This is a genomic window from Lactiplantibacillus sp. YT640, assembly GCF_049745435.1.
Taxonomy (GTDB): Bacteria; Bacillota; Bacilli; order Lactobacillales; family Lactobacillaceae; genus Lactiplantibacillus; species Lactiplantibacillus plantarum.
Window position 1 is genome coordinate 1 of sequence record NZ_JBMNVY010000078.1, and the last position, 2,196, is coordinate 2,196.

At 42.0% G+C, this 2,196-nt stretch carries 1 protein-coding gene and 1 pseudogene; both read left to right on the plus strand.

Annotated features, from left to right (window positions below):
* A pseudogene (locus tag ACOV1R_RS15970) lies at positions 1–754 on the plus strand (MobQ family relaxase); the annotation flags it as partial.
* 96 nt (positions 755–850) lie between these two features.
* Positions 851–2,196, plus strand: a 1,346-nt coding sequence (locus tag ACOV1R_RS15975) for a DNA topoisomerase (protein ID WP_424744330.1), incomplete at its 3' end; no start/stop codon positions are given.

A 2,196-nucleotide genomic window follows, 5' to 3' on the forward strand; every position in this document is an offset into this window, starting at 1 on the left:
TCATGATGATAGCTTAGAAAGTCTAGAACACGTTGATCAAGGTCTACTAGAAAAGTATTCACCAACCGAGCAGCAAAAGATTACTCGCGCAGTCAAAGACCTACGGGCAATCATGGCTGTTAAGCAAGTCATTAAAACGCAATACCATGAAGTATTGAAAAGGGCCTTTCCCAAAGGCGATTTAGATGAATTACCAATGACTAAACAGGAACAAGCCTATACAGCCGTGATGTATTATGATCCTGTTTTAAAGCCATGTCAGGCTGAAACAATTGAACAGTGGCAAGCAAATCCACCACAGGTGTTCAGTCCCCAAGAACATCAACAAGGACTAGCTTATTTATCGGGACAGCTTAGCTTAGATCAGTTAGAAAACCATCACTTACAACGGGTTTTAAAGCATGATGGCACTAAACAACTCTTTTTTGGCGAATGCAAAGCCGATCCGACGATTAAGAATAGTCAGATCGAGAAAATCCAAAAGCAGTTAAAAGGGCAACAAGCCAAGGACGACCAGTACAGAAAAGCAAATATGGGGCATTATCAACCGCTAAATTATAAGCCAGTTAGTCCAGACTATTACTTAAAGACGGCCTTTAGTGATGCGATCATGACTGTTCTATATGCTCGTGATGAAGATTACCAACGGCAAAAGCAAGAACGTGGACTGAAAGAAACCGAGTGGGAAATGACGAAAAAGCAGCGGCAACACCAAACCCGGAACCGGCATGAGGATGGTGGCATGCACTTGTAATCGGAATAAAAAATGCACCGTTAAACCTGGTTAAAAGCGGCTGAACAAGGCAAAACAGAATTAGAACAAAAGCTGAATCATAAGGAGTGAACGAACATGACCACTGTTATCTTAGCTGAAAAACCCAGTCAAGCCCGTTCATACGTCCAAGCCTTTCAAAAGAGCACAAAAAAACAGGGTTACTATACGGTTAGCGACCCTGTTTTGCCCGAAAATACGCTTGTCACGTATGGTCTCGGACATTTAGTTGAACTAGCCACACCGGATAAATATGATCAGAAATACCAGCAATGGGCCTTATCTAATTTACCGATTTTCCCCGACAAATACAAGTTTGAAGTGCCAGCTAGTAAAAAAGCCCAATTCAAGGTCGTTAAAGACCTGTTAACGAAAGCCGATACCATTATTGTCGCCACCGATAGCGGTCGGGAAGGCTCCAATATCGCCTGGTCAATCATGAACCAAGCCCACATTGATGTTAAAAAGAAGGCGATTAAGCGGCTATGGTTGAATAGTTTGGAAAAAGACGCCATTATTACCGGCTTCAAAAATCTTGGTGATTGGCACAAAGACTATTTGGCTTATAAAGAAGCCCAAACCCGTCAAATTAGTGACTGGTTAATTGGTATGAATGGCAGTCCTTTATATACTTTGTTATTAAGACAAAACGGGGTACGCGGGGTGTATTCGATTGGTCGCGTGCAGACGCCAACCTTGTATATGGTCTATCAAAGAGACCAGGCAATCAAAAACTTTAAGCCGGCACCCTATTTTGAACTAAATGCTGAAATTCTTGCTAATCAGCAAAAATTCGTCGCAAAATTAGACCCCTATCAGCGGTTTAAAAACGAAACAGGGCTAATGACATTCATGCAAGCTAAACACGTTCAGAAAGGCTCACAGGGCGGTTTAATCAAGGACGTGCAAAAGCAGGCTAAAAAGAGTGCCAGTCCCCAACTATTTTCGCTATCCAGTCTGCAAAGTGCGATGAATAAACGGTATCATGCCAGTGCCAGCCAAACCTTAGCGGCTATTCAAAGTTTATATGAAGCCAAGTTGTTGAGTTATCCCCGAACTGATTGTGCTTATATCACTGATGAAGAATTTGATTATTTAGTGGCTAATCTGACGAAGTATCTGGGTTTGGTATCTAAGCAAGTCGCTTTAACCAATACCACCCCAAATAAACGTTACGTCAATGGGAAAAAGGTTGAAGAACATTACGCCATTATCATGACTAAAGTTGTACCGACGAAAGATCAATTAGCGTCCTTACCTAAATTACAGCAACAGGTCTATGATTTGGTTTTAAGAACGACGTTAGCGATGTTTGCTGATCCGTACGAGTACGAGGAAACCACCATTATTACCCAAGTTGGTGACGCCAATTTTAAAGCAACCGGTAAGGTCCCAACTAAGCAAGGCTGGCAAGCTTTATTTGA